The organism is Streptomyces sp. NPDC056231 (assembly GCF_048270745.1).
Lineage (GTDB): Bacteria > Actinomycetota > Actinomycetes > Streptomycetales > Streptomycetaceae > Streptomyces.
Genome location: NZ_JBLVKW010000032.1, coordinates 1 through 14,632, shown reverse-complemented (window position 1 = coordinate 14,632; position 14,632 = coordinate 1). Strand labels below are relative to the sequence as shown.

General features: G+C 70.3%; 13 protein-coding genes. 4 read left to right on the top strand and 9 right to left on the bottom strand.

The window, feature by feature from the left end; translation table 11 throughout:
• Positions 1–228: 228 nt before the first annotated feature.
• The 3 genes from ACNPQM_RS23475 to ACNPQM_RS23465 form a co-directional block, all read right to left on the bottom strand.
• Entirely contained in the window at positions 229–1,269 is a 1,041-nt protein-coding gene (locus ACNPQM_RS23475) for a 3-isopropylmalate dehydrogenase (protein WP_358862163.1), read from the bottom strand.
• A 304-nt stretch (positions 1,270–1,573) separates the two neighbouring features.
• The gene (locus tag ACNPQM_RS23470; protein WP_260255582.1) at positions 1,574–1,702 is read right to left on the bottom strand and encodes a hypothetical protein; all 129 of its coding nucleotides are present in this window, start codon (positions 1,700–1,702) and stop codon (positions 1,574–1,576) included.
• A gap of 563 nt (positions 1,703–2,265) precedes the next feature.
• On the bottom strand, positions 2,266–3,108 hold the full coding sequence (locus ACNPQM_RS23465; RefSeq protein ID WP_358862164.1) for a helix-turn-helix transcriptional regulator: 843 nt from the start codon (positions 3,106–3,108) through the stop codon (positions 2,266–2,268).
• A gap of 128 nt (positions 3,109–3,236) precedes the next feature.
• Here ACNPQM_RS23465 and ACNPQM_RS23460 point away from each other — a divergent pair, with 128 nt between their 5' ends.
• The gene (locus tag ACNPQM_RS23460; RefSeq protein ID WP_418085631.1) at positions 3,237–4,100 is read left to right on the top strand and encodes an NAD-dependent epimerase/dehydratase family protein; all 864 of its coding nucleotides are present in this window, start codon (positions 3,237–3,239) and stop codon (positions 4,098–4,100) included.
• Positions 4,101–4,103: 3 nt separating this feature from the next.
• Here ACNPQM_RS23460 and ACNPQM_RS23455 read toward each other — a convergent pair whose 3' ends face one another.
• Positions 4,104–4,649, bottom strand: coding sequence for a GNAT family N-acetyltransferase (locus tag ACNPQM_RS23455; protein WP_358862166.1), 546 nt, complete (start codon positions 4,647–4,649; stop codon positions 4,104–4,106).
• Positions 4,650–4,881: 232 nt separating this feature from the next.
• On the opposite strand from ACNPQM_RS23455, the gene ACNPQM_RS23450 reads away from it, so the two are divergent.
• Positions 4,882–5,352 (top strand): DUF1877 family protein, encoded by a 471-nt coding sequence (locus ACNPQM_RS23450; protein WP_418085607.1) that lies wholly within the window; start codon positions 4,882–4,884, stop codon positions 5,350–5,352.
• Between the two features lie 111 nt (positions 5,353–5,463).
• Here the strand turns inward: ACNPQM_RS23450 and pruA are convergent, their stop codons facing one another.
• Together pruA and ACNPQM_RS23440 are read right to left on the bottom strand one after the other, a co-directional pair.
• Entirely contained in the window at positions 5,464–7,095 is a 1,632-nt protein-coding gene (gene pruA / locus ACNPQM_RS23445; protein ID WP_418085606.1) for an L-glutamate gamma-semialdehyde dehydrogenase, read from the bottom strand.
• A 38-nt stretch (positions 7,096–7,133) separates the two neighbouring features.
• The gene (locus ACNPQM_RS23440) at positions 7,134–8,060 is read right to left on the bottom strand and encodes a proline dehydrogenase family protein (RefSeq protein ID WP_327244201.1); all 927 of its coding nucleotides are present in this window, start codon (positions 8,058–8,060) and stop codon (positions 7,134–7,136) included.
• Between the two features lie 183 nt (positions 8,061–8,243).
• On the opposite strand from ACNPQM_RS23440, the gene ACNPQM_RS23435 reads away from it, so the two are divergent.
• On the top strand, positions 8,244–9,392 hold the full coding sequence (locus ACNPQM_RS23435; RefSeq protein WP_358862169.1) for a PucR family transcriptional regulator: 1,149 nt from the start codon (positions 8,244–8,246) through the stop codon (positions 9,390–9,392).
• Between the two features lie 13 nt (positions 9,393–9,405).
• Here the strand turns inward: ACNPQM_RS23435 and ACNPQM_RS23430 are convergent, their stop codons facing one another.
• Positions 9,406–9,888, bottom strand: a complete 483-nt coding sequence (locus tag ACNPQM_RS23430) for a carboxymuconolactone decarboxylase family protein (RefSeq protein WP_358862170.1) — start codon at positions 9,886–9,888, stop codon at positions 9,406–9,408.
• A gap of 47 nt (positions 9,889–9,935) precedes the next feature.
• On the opposite strand from ACNPQM_RS23430, the gene ACNPQM_RS23425 reads away from it, so the two are divergent.
• Positions 9,936–11,360 carry a PLP-dependent aminotransferase family protein gene (locus ACNPQM_RS23425; RefSeq protein WP_418085605.1) on the top strand — a complete coding sequence of 475 codons (1,425 nt, stop codon included), beginning with the start codon at positions 9,936–9,938 and terminating at the stop codon, positions 11,358–11,360.
• A 162-nt stretch (positions 11,361–11,522) separates the two neighbouring features.
• Here ACNPQM_RS23425 and serA read toward each other — a convergent pair whose 3' ends face one another.
• A complete protein-coding gene (gene serA / locus ACNPQM_RS23420; RefSeq protein ID WP_418085604.1) occupies positions 11,523–13,115 on the bottom strand; it encodes a phosphoglycerate dehydrogenase in 1,593 nt (530 codons plus the stop codon).
• 271 nt (positions 13,116–13,386) lie between these two features.
• A complete protein-coding gene (gene ilvC / locus ACNPQM_RS23415) occupies positions 13,387–14,388 on the bottom strand; it encodes a ketol-acid reductoisomerase (RefSeq protein ID WP_358862173.1) in 1,002 nt (333 codons plus the stop codon).
• Positions 14,389–14,632 lie beyond the last annotated feature (244 nt).

Genomic DNA, 14,632 nt, shown 5'->3' with positions numbered 1-14,632 from the left:
TCACCGGTTTTGTGTGTGATGGACCGCGCTCACGCCGGCTCCTGTCAGACAGGTGCTGGGATGTCCGAGCTTTACCGCAAGCCACGGCCCGTTCGATTATCTCTCGCGGGGACCCGTGCACGAAATGACGCGAATGCGGTCCAGGGTTCGATGGTGGCACCCGGGACCACGCAGGAGAAGCCGCCGGGTGCGGTGGCGACCCGGCGGCTTCGAAGTAGAGTCGTCGGGTCAGCTCGCTACGCGTACCGCGAGCGCGTCACCGATGTCCGAGGTCGTACGAGCGGTGTCCCCGCGCTCCGCGAGGTCGGCGGAGACGGCCTCCTCGATACGCACGGCCTCGGCCTCGTAGCCCAGATGGCGCAGCAGGAGGGCGACGGAGAGCACCGCGGCCGTGGGGTCGGCCTTGCCCTGCCCCGCGATGTCCGGGGCGGATCCGTGGACCGGCTCGAACATCGAGGGGAACTCGCCGCTCGGGTTGATGTTCCCCGAGGCCGCGACGCCGATGCCGCCGGAGACGGCCGCGGCAAGGTCGGTGATGATGTCGCCGAAGAGGTTGTCGGTGACGATCACGTCGAAGCGTTCGGGCTGCGTGACGAGGAAGATCGTCGCCGCGTCCACGTGCAGGTAATCGGTGGCGACGTCCGGGAACTCGGCCGCGACCTTGTTGAAGATGTTGGTCCACAGGTGCCCGGCGTAGGTCAGCACGTTGTTCTTGTGGACCAGCGTCAGCTTCTTGCGCGGGCGGGCCTGGGCGCGGGCAAAGGCGTCACGGACCACGCGCTCGACACCGAAGGCGGTGTTGACCGAGACCTCGGTGGCGACCTCGTGCGGGGTGCCGGTGCGGATCGAGCCACCGTTGCCGGTGTACGGACCCTCGGTGCCCTCCCGGACCACGACGAAGTCGATCTCCGGCTGCCCCTCGAGGGGGGTCGCGACACCCGGGAGGAGCTTCGACGGCCGCAGGTTCACATAGTGGTCGAAGAGGAAACGGAGCTTCAGCAGGAAGCCGCGCTCCAGGACTCCGGACGGGACCGAGGGGTCACCGATCGCGCCGAGCAGGATCGCGTCGTGCTGCTTGAGCGCCTGGACATCGGCGTCGGTGAGGGTCTCACCGGTCGCGTGGTAACGCTTGGCACCGAAGTCGTATTCCTTGGTCTCCAGCTTCACATCCTGCGGGAGGACAGCGTGGAGGACCTTGAGGCCCTGAGCCACGACCTCCTGGCCGATACCGTCACCGGGGACCACTGCGAGATTGATGCTGCGAGTCATGTCGACACCCTACTGCTCGTCCCACTTCATGACATTTCACGTCCACTATTCGGACGCATGGGGAGTTGCACGCGTGCCGTTCACCCATCCGGCGGGGCGGGGGCAGCCCACAGGGGCTCGCTGGTCGCACCGTTCGGCCGGCTCTCGCGTACGGCACCGGCCCGAAGACGCAGATGCGGGTCTCCTGGCAGGTCCCGTTCGCCGTCCGGCGCCCGCACCGAAGGTCACCGCGCTCGCCGAGCCGGGCGAGCGCATCGGCCACTTCGTGCTCAGCCGCGGCTGAGCACTTCCGGACGGACCGGCCTCAATGGCCGGTGGAGCCGCCGTTGTCCCTGCGGTCGAGGGCTCGCTGCAGGGCGGCGGCGGCATTCTGGCGCTCCGACTCGGTCGGGCGGTGGGCGTGTCGGACGCGGCGGACAGTCGTCTCGGCCATGGTGGATCGACTCCTTGAGATCGCGAGGATTTCGAGATCGAAAAAACGTGAGCGTGATTTCGAGATCAGGATTTCGAGGCGCCGGAAGGGGCGGGGAGCGGGTGCCGCAGGGGTTGCCTGCGCAGGGGCACGCGCTCACGACCGCCAGTCGCTGGATCTAGCGAGACGTTCGGCTTCTACAAAGCTAGGACAGCTCGGCCGGTCTGTCTCCACAATTACTCGGACTTCCTACTATCTGAGACGGGGGTTTACGGCCTGCTGCCCCCGGTTTTCGGATCAGAGCCCGGGCGGCGGGGGATTGTGCCTGCTCAGGGGTGGTGACACAGCCGACCGCACGGGTCGGCCGCTGCGGTCCGAGATCCGTGATCCCGAGCTGTCAGGTACTCCTTCGAGGGAGATTTCCCGACGTTCACGGCCGCCGCACCTGGCGGCGCGCTGCACGACCGCGGTATCGCGTCCGTGCCGGGACACCACCTGGTCACGCGGGTACACGGGCCCATCGAGACGGGCGCGGCGAGCGTCGGCGGCTGACGGATCCGGTCCTGGCTTCAGGTCCTGACCGGTCACGGCCCGACGGTCAGGTCCTGAAGGCCCACCACACGCAGCAGCTGCAGCCGTTCGTACGCGTCCGTGCCGGGGCGGGCCGTGTGGATGACCAAGACCTGTCCGTGGTCGGCGCTGAGCAGGGCCTCGCATTCCAGGTCCAGCTCCCCGACGACAGGGTGCACGAACCGCTTGTGCTCGGCGCGCCGCACGGCGACCACGTGCTCGGCCCACAGCAGATCGAACTCCTCGCTCGCCGCACGCAGTTCGTCGACGAGGGCGACGAGCGCGACATCGTCGGGGCGGGCGGCGAGCACCGCGCGGAGCTGGCCGACATGGGTGCGGGAGTGGGCCTCGTGGTCCTCGGCCGGGAAGAGCGCCCGCCCTTCGGGGGCGGTGAACCAGGACCGGATGATGTTGTACCCCGGCTGGTACTCACCGGTCAGCGCCACGGCCATGGCGTTCTGAGCGAGGACCTCCCCGCGGTCGCTCAGGACCTGGGCGGGTGCGTCGTGCAGCCGGTCGAGGACCATCAACAGCCCGGGGCGCACATGCTGGGTGGGGCCGTGGCGGTCGCTCGGCGGCTCCTCCCCGGCCAGCCGGAAAAGGTGGTCGCGCTCGTCCTCGCTCAGCCGCAGCGCCCTGGCCACCGCGGAGAGCATCTGACGCGAGGGGCGTGAGCCGCGGCCCTGCTCCAGGCGCGTGTAGTGGTCCACGGAGGCACCGGCGAGATGGGCGACCTCCTCCCGCCGCAGCCCCGGGGTGCGTCGCCGGGAGCCGGCGGTCAGCCCCACGTCGGCCGGTTCGAGGCGGGCGCGGCAGCGGCGCAGAAAGTCGGCGAGTTCCGATCGGTCGAGGTCCACGTCCCCAGCATGGCCCGGGCACGGATCCGTATCCAGGGAGTGCCGGTCCTCGGATAACCGCGTCTCTCCCGCCGGGCGGCGGCCCGTCGCAGGGTGATGGGCATCGGAAGCGACGAGAGGAACCGATGATGCTGATTCTGGTGACGGGTGCCACGGGTGAGGTCGGCCGGCGTTTCGTACCGCGGCTGCTGCGGCGGGCCACCGCCGGTGACACGGTGCGGGTGATCGTGCGGGACGAGGAGCGGGGTACGCCCTTCGCGGCGCTGGGGGCCGAGGTCGTCGTCGGTGACCTGCGGGACCCGGAGGACATACGGAAGGCGCTGGCCGGAACGGACGCGGTGGTGAACATCGCGGCGGCGTTCCGCGGGGTGCCGGACGAGGAGGCGTGGGCGGTCAACCACGCCGCCGCGGTGGCGCTGGGCCGGGCGGCCGTGGAGGCGGGCGCGCAGCGGTTCGTGCAGGTCGGCACGAACCTCGCGTACGGCGCGGGGCGCGGCAGGCCGCTGACGGAGGACGACGCCCCGGTGCCGAGCGGACAGCTGTGGGGTGCGTACACCGAGTCCAAGGTGGCGGCCGAGAAAGGCCTGCTCGCGCTCCACCGCGACCACGGGCTCGATGTCCGGATCGCCGTCCTGGCCTTTGTGTACGGCGAGGGCGATCCGCACCTCGCGCAGGCGATGGCCTGGGCCGGGCAGTGGGCGGCCACCCAGCGGCTCGCGATGGTGCACCACGCGGATGTCGCGCAGGGACTGCTGCGGCTGCTGTACGCGCCGGGCCTGGCGGGTCGCCGCTACAACTTCTCGGACGACGCGCCGGTGACGGCGGTGGAGCTGCACCAGCTCAACGGCGTCGCGTTGCCGGCCGATTCGGCGGACCGGGTCGACCCCGACCCGTGGTACGGAATCATGTCGACGCTGCGGGCCCGGGACGAGCTGGGCTTCCGGCCGCTGTATCCGTCGGTGTGGACGGCGCGGGACGCGGGGGCCCTGTAGGGATCAGAGCACGTCGCCGTCGCGCCAGTCGAAGATCAGCATCCGGGACGGGGAGGGCAGTGGACGGCTGCCCGCCGCCCTGACGTACGTGCTGCCCTCCTCGTCCGGCAGCAGCTCCACCCGGCCCAGCCCCTGCACGCCGATCCGCCCCTGCCACACCTGCCAGCCACGCGCCGCGTACAGGCCGGCCCCGGTGGCGGAGGCGGACAGCGCGCCGAACGTGTACGCCCCGTCGATGACGCGTTCCAGCGCAGCCATCACCCGGCCGCCGAGCCCCTCGCGGCGCCGGTCGGCGCGGACGGCCACGCCCTCGACATACCCGATGCGGTACGAGCGGTGGGCGTGGATCACCCGGCGCTGGACGACACTGCCGTGGACGAGGAGACCGCTGTTGTCACGTGCGTAGGCGTGGATGCCGCCCAGAGTGTGGTCCCAGTCGTCGTCGCTGAAGTCGCCCTCGAAAGCGGTGTCGAGGAAGGCGCGGATCCCGTCGCGGGCGGTCGGGGTCAGCTCGTACGTGTGCGCGATGTGCCACAACGGCTCAGTCATGTCGCCCAGCCTCTCAGGCACCTGCGCCACCAGGGACTCAGGACGCGTTCGAGTAGCTGCACGTGTCGAAGGGTGCTGCGCCGGAAGAGAGTTGGCCCCATGAACGGCCTCTACGCTCTCCGGCCCTGATACGCGGACGGGCGGTATCCGGTGCCGCTCGACGCTGTCAGTGGGCACCCCTACTGTTCATGGGCAGGGGCCGCGTGCGGCGGCCCGGCGGAAGGGGACAGCGATGAGCTTCAGCATGCAGGCACGGGCCGTGCCTGCAACCGGGCTGCCGCAGCACTTTGCCGGGGTGGCGGCTGTCTTCGCCGACACGGACGACGAGCTCGACCGCCTGGAGACGGATCTGCACATCTCCAAGGATTTCTCCGAGGTGCACAAACTGTGTCTCACCGCACCGCCCGGCCACGGCAGTTGCGAGCTCCCGGTCTTCGGCGGGGCCATCCATGAGGACCCGGCAGGGATCGAGGCACCGTCGGTGACTGTGGAGGCCGGGGAGGTGTGGGAGGCGGCGGAATTCCTCCGCGCCCATCCGTTCGACGAGCTGTGGCGCGCGGCCGCCGGTGGCGTCGCCGCGCACTGGGGTCTGCCGGAGCCCGAGATCCGCAATGTCTTCGCCCACCACTACCGGCGGGTGCTGGACTTCTACGAGCGGGCTGCGGATTCGGGTGACGCGGTGGTGAAGCGGTTCCTGTACTGAGCGGCCGTGCAGCGGAGGGGCCGAAATGGAAACCGCCTCCCGGCCGGCAGGGGAACCGGGCGGGAGGCGGGAATCATGGCGGGGCGCCGGGGTGCGGCGCCCCGGGGGGCGTCAGCCCTGGTGGGGGTAGGTGTAGTCGGTCGGCGGGACCAGCGTCTCCTTGATGGCGCGGGTCAGCGTCCAGCGCTGCAGGTTCTGCGGGGCGCCCGCCTTGTCGTTCGTACCCGAGGCGCGGCCGCCACCGAAGGGCTGCTGGCCGACGACGGCACCGGTCGACTTGTCGTTGATGTAGAAGTTGCCCGCGGCGTACCGCAGCTTCTCCATCGTGTGCGCGGCCGCGGCGCGGTCGTTCGCGATGACGGAACCGGTCAGCGCGTAGTCGGAGACCGACTCCATCTGCTCCAGCATCTCGTCGTACGCGTCGTCCTCGTAGACGTGCACGGCGAGGATCGGGCCGAAGTACTCGGTCGTGAAGACCTCGTTCTCCAGGTCGCTGCACTCGATGACGGTCGGACGGACGAAGTAGCCCACCGAGTCGTCGTACGTGCCGCCCGCGATGATCGTGCAGGACGGGTCGGACTTGGCGCGGTCGATCGCGGCCTTGTTCTTGGCGAACGAGCGCTCGTCGATGACGGCACCGATGAAGTTCGACAGGTCGGTGACGTCACCCATGGTGATGGAGTCGACCTCGGCCGCGAACTTCTCCTTGAAGCCGGAGTTCCAGATGGAGGCCGGAACGTACGCGCGGGAGGAAGCCGAGCACTTCTGGCCCTGGAACTCGAAGGAGCCACGGGTCAGCGCGGTCTTCAGGACGGCGTGGTCGGCCGACGGGTGGGCGACGACGAAGTCCTTGCCGCCGGTCTCGCCGACGAGCCGCGGGTAGGTGCGGTAGTTGGCGATGTTGTTGCCGACCGTCTTCCACAGGTGCTGGAAGGTCGGGGTCGAACCGGTGAAGTGGATACCGGCCAGGTCGCGGTGGTTCAGGGCCACCTCGGAGACGGCGATGCCGTCGCCGGTCACCAGGTTGATGACGCCCTTGGGCAGACCGGCCTCCTCCAGGAGCTGCATCAGCAGCACCGCGGAGTGGGTCTGCGTCGGGGACGGCTTCCACACGACGACGTTGCCCATGAGGGCGGGGGCGGTGGGCAGGTTGCCCGCGATGGCCGTGAAGTTGAACGGCGTGATCGCGTAGACGAAGCCCTCCAGCGGGCGGTGGTCCATGCGGTTCCACACGCCCGGCGCGTTGGCCGGGGGCTGCTCGGCGAGGATCTGGCGCGCGTAGTGCACGTTGAAGCGCCAGAAGTCGACGAGCTCACAGGGGGTGTCGATCTCGGCCTGCTGGGCGGTCTTCGACTGGCCGAGCATCGTGGACGCGGCCAGCGTCTCGCGCCAGGGGCCGGACAGCAGCTCGGCGGCGCGCAGGATGATCGCGGCGCGGTCGTCGAAGGACATCGCACGCCACGCCGGGGCGGCGGCGAGGGCGGCGTCGATCGCGTCCTGGGCGTCCTGCTCGGTGGCGCCGGCGAAGGTACCGATGACGGCCTTGTGGTTGTGCGGCTGCACGACGTCGAAGCGCTCGCCGCCGCCCATCCGCTTCTCGCCGCCGATGGTCATCGGCAGGTCGATCGGGTTCTCGGCGAGCTCCTTGAGCTTCACCTCCAGGCGGGCACGCTCCGGGGAGCCCGGGGCGTAGGAGTGGACCGGCTCGTTGACCGGCGCGGGGACCTGGGTCACAGCGTCCATGAGTTCCGTTGCTCCTTAGGTAGAGGGGGAAGGGGGGCTCAGCCCTTGGTGAGGATGGAGCGGGCGAAGAACAGCAGGTTGGCCGGCTTCTCCGCGAGGCGGCGCATGAAGTAGCCGTACCAGTCGGTGCCGTACGCCGTGTAGACGCGCATCCGGTGACCCTCGGCCGCGAGCCGGACGTGCTCGTCGCTGCGGATCCCGTACAGCATCTGGAACTCGTACTCGTCCAGTTTGCGCCCGGCCTTGCGTGCCAGCTCCTGGCTGATGGCAATCAGCCTCGGGTCGTGGGACCCGATCATCGGGTAGCCCTCGCCGTCCATCAGGATCTTCAGGATGCGGACGTACGCCTTGTCGATCTCGGCCTTGTCCTGGTACGCGACGGAGGCGGGCTCCTTGTAGGCGCCCTTCACGATGCGGACGCGGCTGCCTGCGGCGGCGAGGCGGCGGGCGTCCTCCTCGGTGCGGAACAGGTACGCCTGGATGACACAGCCGGTCTGCGGGTAGTCCTTCCGCAGCTCCTCGTGGATGGCGAACATCGAGTCGAGGGTGGTGTGGTCCTCGGCGTCCAGGGTGACCGTGGTGCCGATCGCCGCGGCGGCCTCGACGACGGGGCGGACGTTGGCGAGCGCCATCTCGTGGCCGCCCTCCAGCGCCTGGCCGAACATCGACAGCTTGACGGACATCTCGGCCCTGGTGCCCAGGCCGAGGTCCTTGAGGCGGTCGATCAGCTCCAGGTAGGCGTCGCGCGCGGCGGTGGCCTGCTCCGGCGTGGTGATGTCCTCGCCCACGACGTCGAGGGTGACCTCCAGGCCCTTCCCGGTGGCGTCCTTGATGATCGGGACGACCTGCTCGACCGTCTCACCGGCGATGAACCGGTCGACGACCTGCTTGGTCCCCGGGGCGGCCGAAATGAATCGGCGCATCTTGTCACTGCGCGACGCAGCGAGAATCACGGGAGCCAGCACGGGGCACCTCCAACGGAAAGGTATGTGTGAGGGCCGTATCGGCAGGAACTGAGTCAGACCGGTACAGCACGGAGAACCACCGTGAAATCTAAGGATCTCCCCGATCCTGTGCCATCGACAGCTGTCACGCATCCGTGCACTCGATCTCAGACATATGTCTGAAGGGGGTGCGAGAATGGCCGGGTGAAGGGCGATTACCAGGAGCTGGTCGACGAGATCTCCGCGCTGCTCGGGGTCCCCGCCACGCTGGAGGACCGGGACTTCGGCCTGGTCGCCTTCGGGGCGCACGACAGCGACGACGACACGGCGATGGATCCGGTCCGCACCCGGTCGATCCTGACCCGGCGCTCCACCCCGGCGGTCCGCGCGTGGTTCGAGGGCTTCGGTATCGCCCGCGCCACCGGCCCGGTCCGGATCCCGGCCGCCCCGGAGGCGGGTGTGTTCCGGGGCCGGATCTGTCTGCCGGTGCGGCATCGGGGTGTCGTGCTCGGATACGTATGGCTGCTCGACGCGGACCCCGGGCCGACCGACGAGAAGCTGACCGCGGCGATGGACGTGGCGGCCCGGATCGGGGCGCTGCTCTCCGACGAGGCGCGGGCCGGCACGGACCTGTCCCGGGAGTTCGGCGCGGTGCTCACCGCCGGGCGGGGGTGGCAGCGCGACATGGCGGTGGCCGCGCTCCGGGAGGCGCTGGGCCCGGACGCGGACGGCCTGCACACGGTGGTCTGTGTGACGCCGTGGCCGGAGGAGACCCCGTCGGCCCGTACGGTGCCGTCGGCTGCGGCACTGTCCACCGTCCCGTCACCGGCGCGGGCGGGCACCCTGTCGCTGGCCGCGCTGGTCCGGCTGCGCTCCTCCGACGTGCTCGACCCGGCTGTCACGGCCGCGGACCGGCTGCGGACCACCGCGGGCCGCACGGCGACCGCCGGAATCGGAGTCCCCCGCCGAGGCCTGCCGGAGCTGGCCTCGGCCTGGCACGAGGCCGCGGCCTCGGCCCGCGCGGCGGCTGCGGAATCCCGCCTCGGCCCGGTCGCCGAGTGGTCGGCCATCGGCCCGTACCGTCTGCTGACCTCCCTCCCGCCGACCACGGACACCGCCCCGGACCTCACCGTCCGGACGCTGCTCACCCCTCCCCACGCGGAGCTGGCCCGCACTGCCGAGGTGTTCCTCGACTGCGCGGGCCAGGCGAGCCGGACGGCGGCCGAGCTGGGCGTCCACCGTCAGACGCTCTACTACCGGCTGTCCCGGGTCGAGCAGCTCACCGGCCTGGACCTCAACGACGGCGAGGACCGGCTCCTGCTGCACATGGCGCTGAAGGGTGCCCGGCTCTGAGCCCCGGCCGCGCTCAGTGCGCCGCCCGCTCGTCCGTGCCGGCCACCTTGGCCGTGCTCAGTGCGATGCGGTTCCAGGTGTTGATCGTGAAGATCAGGGCGAGCAGCCCGGCCAGTTCGGCCTCCTCGAAGTGGGCGGCCGCGCGGGCGTAGACCTCGTCCGGGACGCCGCCCCTGGAGACCAGGGTGACGGCCTCGGTGAGGGCGAGCGCCGCCTGCTCCTTCTCCGTGAAGAAGTGCGCGGCCTCCGGCCAGACGGCGACCATGTGCAGCCGCTCCTCGCTCTCACCGGCCTTGCGGGCGTCCGTGGTGTGCATATGGAGGCAGTACGCGCATCCGTTGAGCTGGGAGGACCTGATCTGGACCAGCTCGACGAGTGCGGGGTCCAGGTCCTGCCGGGCGGCGGCGTCGAAGCCGATGAGGGCCTTGAACGCCTTGGGCGCGGCCTTGGCGAAGTTGATCCGAGGGGTGCGGGTGACTGCGTCGTTGTTCGTCATGACCACTACGCTACGGAGCCGGGCGACCTCGCGTAGGGTGCATTTTCATGGCGGAACCATGGGTCAATTCAGCGGAACGGATCGGCAGCGACCTGCTGTTGGAGCTGACCGGTCCCGGCGGTCGCCGGACCGTTCTCATCCGCGCACTGCGGGACGCCGTACGGGACGGCAGGCTGGCCCCGGGCACCCGGCTGCCGCCCTACCGCTCGCTCGCCGCCGACCTCGGCCTGGCCCGCAACACCGTTGCCGACGCGTATGCCGAGCTGGTCGCCGAGGGCTGGCTGACCGCCCGGCAGGGCTCCGGCACCCGGGTCGCGCACCGCGCTGCCCCGGTGGCCCCGGTCCGCGTACCGAAGAGGGCGCCGACCCGCCCGGCCCCTCCCGTGCACAACCTCCGGCAGGGCCAGCCGGACGCGGGCTCCTTCCCCCGTACACCCTGGCTGGCCGCCTCCCGCCGCGCCGTGAACGCGGCACCGAACGACGCCTTCGGGCCCGGAGATCCGCAGGGCCGGATCGAGCTGCGCCGGGCGCTGGCCGGCTATCTGGCACGCGCCCGAGGGGTGCGCTGTGCGCCCGAACGGATCGTGATCTGCTCCGGCTTCGCGCACGCGCTGCGACTGCTGTTCGGCGGCGGGGTGCTGCGCGGACCGCTGGCAGTGGAGTCGTACGGGCTCGGTTTCCACCGCTCCCTGCTGGCTGCCGCCTCGGTGCGTACGGTACCGCTGGCGCTCGACGAACACGGGGCACGCACTGGCGAGTTGACCGGACTGCCGGGCGTGCGGAGTGTGCTGCTCACCCCGGCCCACCAGTTCCCGACGGGCGGTCCTCTGCACCCGCAGCGGCGCACGGCCACGGTCGACTGGGCGCGCACCCGCGACGGGCTGGTCCTGGAGGACGACTACGACGGGGAGTTCCGCTACGACCGCGAACCGGTCGGCGCCCTCCAGGGGCTCGACCCGGAACGCGTCGTCCACCTCGGCTCCGTCAGCAAGAGCCTCTCCCCCGCGGTCCGGCTGGGCTGGATGGTGCTCCCCGAGCAGCTCGTCGGCGCCGTACTGGCCGCCAAGGGCGAACGCGAGGGCTGGGCAAGCGTCCTGGACCAGCTCGCGCTTGCCGAGTTCATCGAGTCCGGCCACTACGACCGGCACATCCGCCGGATGCGGCAGCACTACCGGCGCCGCCGCGACCAGTTGGTCGCCGCGCTCGCCGAACACGCCCCGCACATCACGCCCACCGGCATCGCGGCGGGTCTGCACGCCGTTCTGCGGCTGCCGCCCGGCACCGAGCGCTCCACCGTCAAGGCCGCGGCCTGGCAGGGGCTCGCTCTGGACCCGCTCGCCGACTTCCGGCATCCCGCCGCCACGATGCGCGCCGAGGACGGCCTGGTCGTGGGCTATGCGACGCCGTCGGACCATGCGTACGGCGCGGCCCTGGAGGCACTGTGCCGGGCCCTTCCGCCGCCTTCCGTCTGACCGGTCCCGCGGATGACTGGGCCGGGCCCGCGGGAGGCGGACCCGCCGCCACCCCTGGCGCTGGGGCGGACTCTCACGGCGCCCCACGACAGCAGCGCACCCGGCATGCAGACGTCCGTTCAGGACGCCCGTATGCCGGGTGCGGCTGAGAAGGCGGCGGAATCAGTCGGTGAGGTTCACCGAACGGGCCGAGGTCGCGCCGATCTCCTCGGCGATCTCGCTGAGCACCGCCTGCGGGACGTTGTCGTCGACGGTGAGCACGACCAGCGCCTCGCCGCCCACGTTCGCGCGCGAGACCTGCATGCCCGCGATGTTCAGCCCGGCCTCGCCGAGGATCTTGCCGACCGTGCCGACGACGCCGGGACGGTCCTCGTAGCTCAGGACGACCATGTGGTCGGCGAGCGCCAGGTCCACATCGTGCTCACCGATCGCGACGATCTTCTGCAGGTGCTTGGGCCCGGCCAGCGTGCCGGAGACCGCGACCTCCTCGCCGTTGGCGAGCGTGCCCCGCACGGTCACCACATTGCGGTGGTCCGGCGACTCGGAGCTGGTGGTGAGGCGGACCTCGACACCTCGCTCCTGGGCGAAGAGCGGGGCGTTGACGTAGGACACGGTCTCGTCGACGACGTCCTCGAAGACACCCTTGAGCGCGGAGAGCTCGAGCACCTTCACGTCGTGCTGGGTGATCTCGCCGTACACCTCGACGTCGAGGCGGGCCGCGACCTCGCCCGCGAGCGCGGTGAAGATACGGCCGAGCTTCTCGGCGAGGGGCAGCCCGGGACGTACGTCCTCGGCGATGACGCCGCCCTGGACATTGACCGCGTCCGGCACGAGCTCACCGGCCAGCGCGAGGCGCACGGACTTGGCGACCGCGATGCCCGCCTTCTCCTGGGCCTCGTCGGTGGAGGCACCGAGGTGCGGGGTGCAGACGACCTGATCGAACTGGAACAGCGGGGAGTCCGTGCAGGGCTCCTTCGTGTACACGTCCAGACCGGCGCCGGCGACGCGGCCCTCCTTGAGGGCGGAGGCGAGCGCTTCCTCGTCGACGATGCCGCCGCGCGCGGCGTTGACGATCCGCACCGAGGGCTTCACCTTGTGCAGCGCCTCGTCGCCGATCAGGCCGAGCGTCTCGGGGGTCTTGGGCAGGTGCACGGTGATGAAGTCGGAAACTCCGAGCAGCTCGTCCAGCGTGAGGAGCTTGACGCCCATCTGCGCGGCACGGGCCGGCTGCACGTAGGGGTCGTACGCGACGATCTTCATGCCGAAGGCCGACATTCGCTGCGCGACCAGGACACCGATGCGGCCGAGCCCGACGACACCGAGGGTCTTCTCGCTCAGCTCGACGCCGGTGTACTTGGAGCGCTTCCACTCGCCCTTCTTGAGGGCGGTGTTGGCCTGGGGGATGTTGCGCGCGGTGGCGACCAGCAGACCGCAGGCCAGCTCGGCGGCGGTGACGATATTCGAGGTCGGGGCGTTGACGACCATCACGCCGGCCTTGGTGGCCGCGGAGACGTCGACATTGTCCAGACCGACGCCCGCGCGGGCGACGACCTTCAGCTTCGCCGCGGCGGCGATGGCCTCGGCGTCGACCTTGGTGGCGGAACGCACCAGGATGGCGTCGACATCGACGATCGCGGGGAGGAGCTCGGCGCGGTCCGCGCCGTTGCAGTGCCGGATGTCGAAGTCCGGGCCCAGCGCGTCAACCGTGGCAGGCGACAGCTCTTCAGCGATGAGTACGACAGGTTTCGAGCTCACGTGAGTCCTCACAGGTCCAGTGCGGACGGCCGTCCCGACGGCCGCAGGCGGTGGAGGTGCTTGCCGCGTGGAAGACGCACGACACTGTGGGCCTGACGCGTGTTATGTGCAGAAGTGTAGTCATGCGCGAGGGCGCATTCTGCGCCCCGTTGGAAGGATCACCCACACGGGGCTGGACGACTTGTACACACGTACGACGCCGCTTCTTCCAGCGGTGTTGCGACGGAAACGCTGCGGGGCGGGTCCGAAGACCCGCCCCGCAGCGAGGGACTTACGCGTCCTCGTCGTTGACCCAGCTCATGAGCTTGCGCAGCTCACGGCCGGTGGTCTCCAGCAGGTGGTCGCTGTCGGCCTTCTTGTACTCGTTGTACTTGGGCAGACCGTTGTGGTACTCGGCCATCCAGTTCTTGGCGAAGGTGCCGTCCTGGATCTCGGCGAGGACCTTCTTCATCTCGGCCTTGGTGGCGTCCGTAATGATCCGCGGGCCGGTGACGTAGTCGCCCCACTCGGCGGTCTCCGAGATGGACCAGCGCATCTTCTCCAGGCCGCCCTCGTACATGAGGTCGACGATCAGCTTCAGCTCGTGGAGGCACTCGAAGTACGCGATCTCCGGCTGGTAGCCGGCCTCGGTCAGGGTCTCGAAACCGGCCTTGACCAGAGCGGCGGTGCCACCGCAGAGGACGGCCTGCTCACCGAACAGGTCGGTCTCGGTCTCCTCGGTGAAGGTCGTCTTGATGACGCCGGCGCGGGTACCGCCGATGCCCTTCGCGTACGAGAGGGCGAGCGCCAGGCCGTTGCCCGAGGCGTCCTGCTCGACGGCCACGATGCACGGAACGCCGCGGCCCTCCTCGTACTGACGGCGGACCAGGTGGCCCGGGCCCTTCGGGGCGACCATGCAGACGTCGACGTTGGCCGGCGGCTTGATGAAGCCGAACCGGATGTTCAGACCGTGGCCGAAGAACAGCGCGTCGCCGTCCTTGAGGTTGTCCTTGATGGACTCCTCGTAGACCTGGGCCTGGATCGGGTCCGGGACGAGGATCATGATGACGTCGGCCTCGGCGGCGGCCTGAGACGGGGTCACCACGCGCAGGCCCTGCTCCTCGGCCTTGGTCTTGGACTTGGAGCCCTCGTGCAGACCCACACGGACGTCGACACCCGAGTCACGCAGCGACAGCGCGTGGGCGTGGCCCTGGCTGCCGTAGCCGATGACCGCGACCTTGCGGCCCTGGATGATGGACAGGTCGGCATCGTCGTCGTAGAACAGCTCGGCCACTGGGTCTTCTCCTTGGTGTGCAGGTGGTGCGTCCCACCGTACGGCGGGGTGCGTCAGAAACGTTTTCGGGTCTCGCCATGCGAGCGGCGAGGGGGTAGCGGCTAGGGCGTGTCTCGAAAGTAGCGTCGTCCGCCCGTAGGGCGGGCCGGGCGGCGTCCGGTGCGTGCGATCGCAAGGCGGAGGGCCGCCCCGATACCGGTCGTATCGGGGCGAGCCCGACAACGCGGCGAGCGTGCGTGCCAGG